This is a genomic window from Capnocytophaga sp. oral taxon 329 str. F0087 (assembly GCF_000213295.2).
Taxonomy (GTDB): Bacteria; Bacteroidota; Bacteroidia; order Flavobacteriales; family Flavobacteriaceae; genus Capnocytophaga; species Capnocytophaga leadbetteri_A.
The window spans coordinates 38523-40450 of the sequence record NZ_KN390002.1 but is presented as its reverse complement, the minus strand read 5'-3'; the positions used below and the strand labels follow the sequence as shown (position 1 = coordinate 40450).

Annotated in this window: 1 protein-coding gene; it reads right to left on the bottom strand. The window is 29.2% G+C overall.

Going from position 1 to position 1928, the window contains the following annotated elements:
• Positions 1 to 431: 431 nt before the first annotated feature.
• The coding region (locus HMPREF9074_RS05845; protein ID WP_052141370.1) for a DUF262 domain-containing protein at positions 432 to 1928 on the bottom strand (1497 nt) is incomplete at its 5' end.

Below are 1928 nucleotides of genomic sequence, written 5' to 3'. Positions count from 1 at the left end.
GCAGATGGTACTACGCAAGTGGGAGAGTATGTCGCCGCCTTCTTATAAAAAGAGCAATCTAAATAATTAGATTGCTCTTTTTTTGTTTTAAAGAATTGAGCTGTATACCATACTAAACAAAATATCAAAGAACACGTTTTTTAGACTGCAAAATTGCAGTTAATTTTGTTCTTAAGCAAATAGTTGTCGTATGGAGGAACAAGGTTGTAAACTTAGAAAGAGTAATGAGTTTATTCAGAGCCTTTTTGATAAGGGGTATAACCTATGCTTCAAATTTTTTCAAAATCAATTAAAGACAGGCTTGAGCAGAGGTTATTATGAAGAGAATAGGGGTTAGTAGAAATTAAAACAGTGTGAGATTTTACTGTATAATACTCATATAAAAAAGCGATTCCTTACTAAGAGAATCGCTTTTTTATTACTTTTTAGGGTTATTTTTTTGTCAGTTCACTTTCAAAAAAAGTAATCAATTTATTTATAACATCTTTTTCACGTTTTTCAATATCTTCCTTCACCCAGTCAGATTTAGGATATTTTGAGAGACTCTGAACTGTAGCTATTTCAGACTCAGCATATTTGTTTTTTTTCAGTGCAAAATATTGATTCCCAGCTTGTATATTAAGCCTCTTTTCAAAAATAGTTTTATTACCTAATTTATCTAAATATAAATCAGCATCATCTCTTTCCCAACCATTATAGTTTGTATTTTGCCATTTCTTAGGGAAAATGTGTTCTATATCAAAGTTATTGTTTATTAATTTTGTTTGATTTTCATCTAAGTATGCATAAAGTAATAAAAGAGCTCTAGTCATTCTTGTAGAAGAACCAATGCTTTCAATACGCTCTCTTAAAGAATCTTTATTAAACTCAATATTGTATTTTAGTTTGTTTTCAGTGTGTAATGCTATGCAAGAATCAAAAATATCATCTCTAATGACATTTACTGATGGAGCATATATAAATTTTACAAATAAGAAAGCAGTAAGTTCTCTGAGTATAGAATTAAATTTTTCGTCAAAATTAGGAGTATTTCTATTTCTAATAAAAAATACACTTACAGGAAATTTCCAAAATTCATTGGGGTAGTAGTTTAAACATTGGATATATTTCCTTGTATCATCAGATATATAATAAGGATATTGATCAATGGCTTTATTGCTATTTAGATACCTCCAAAAGATAGCAAGATCTATAATATCTGCTAATAAGTTGGGGCTTCTGAGTTTTTCGTACTTATTTTCAGCATAAAACTTTCTCAATCCTATTTCTCTTGATTTATCTTTTTTTTCTGCTCTAAGAATGTGAGTGTAGTATTTGAAGACATCATCAATAGTAAAATTCCCTTCTTCACATATTTTTGTTAATTCTTTCCACTGATCAGTAAATTCTCTTTTAGCTTCTCTCTCATAATTTTTATATAACTGAGCTTTAAATATATCAGAATCAGCAAGAGGCATTCCTCTATCATTTAAAGTAGAAAATATAGTGAGGGCAGTATCTTGTGTATCGCATTCTATTGGTAGAATTACACATTGTTCAAGAATTGTTACGCAGAAGTCATTCCAATGCAAAGGATTACTTTTAGCATATTCATTACATTGCTCAAGAAAGAAAGCATAGTTAATGGAATAATTGTCTTGTTTATTTTTATCAACTTCCCCTATTTCTAAGATTTTGTGAAAAGTATTATTATCCTCATCTGTAGCAACTTCAGAATGAATATGAATTTTAGTTTTATCTTCTACTTGTTGTGATATTCTGCTTACTTCCCAAATGCAAGGTGCTATTTGATTTTTAAGTCCCGTTACATTAGAATCTTCATCCATCATTTCAAGTTTTTTATAAAAAGCTCGTAGTAACAACATAAAAGATGTAATACGCTGTTGCCCATCTATTATTTCAGGATTCTTATCATTATTTGTATAAGA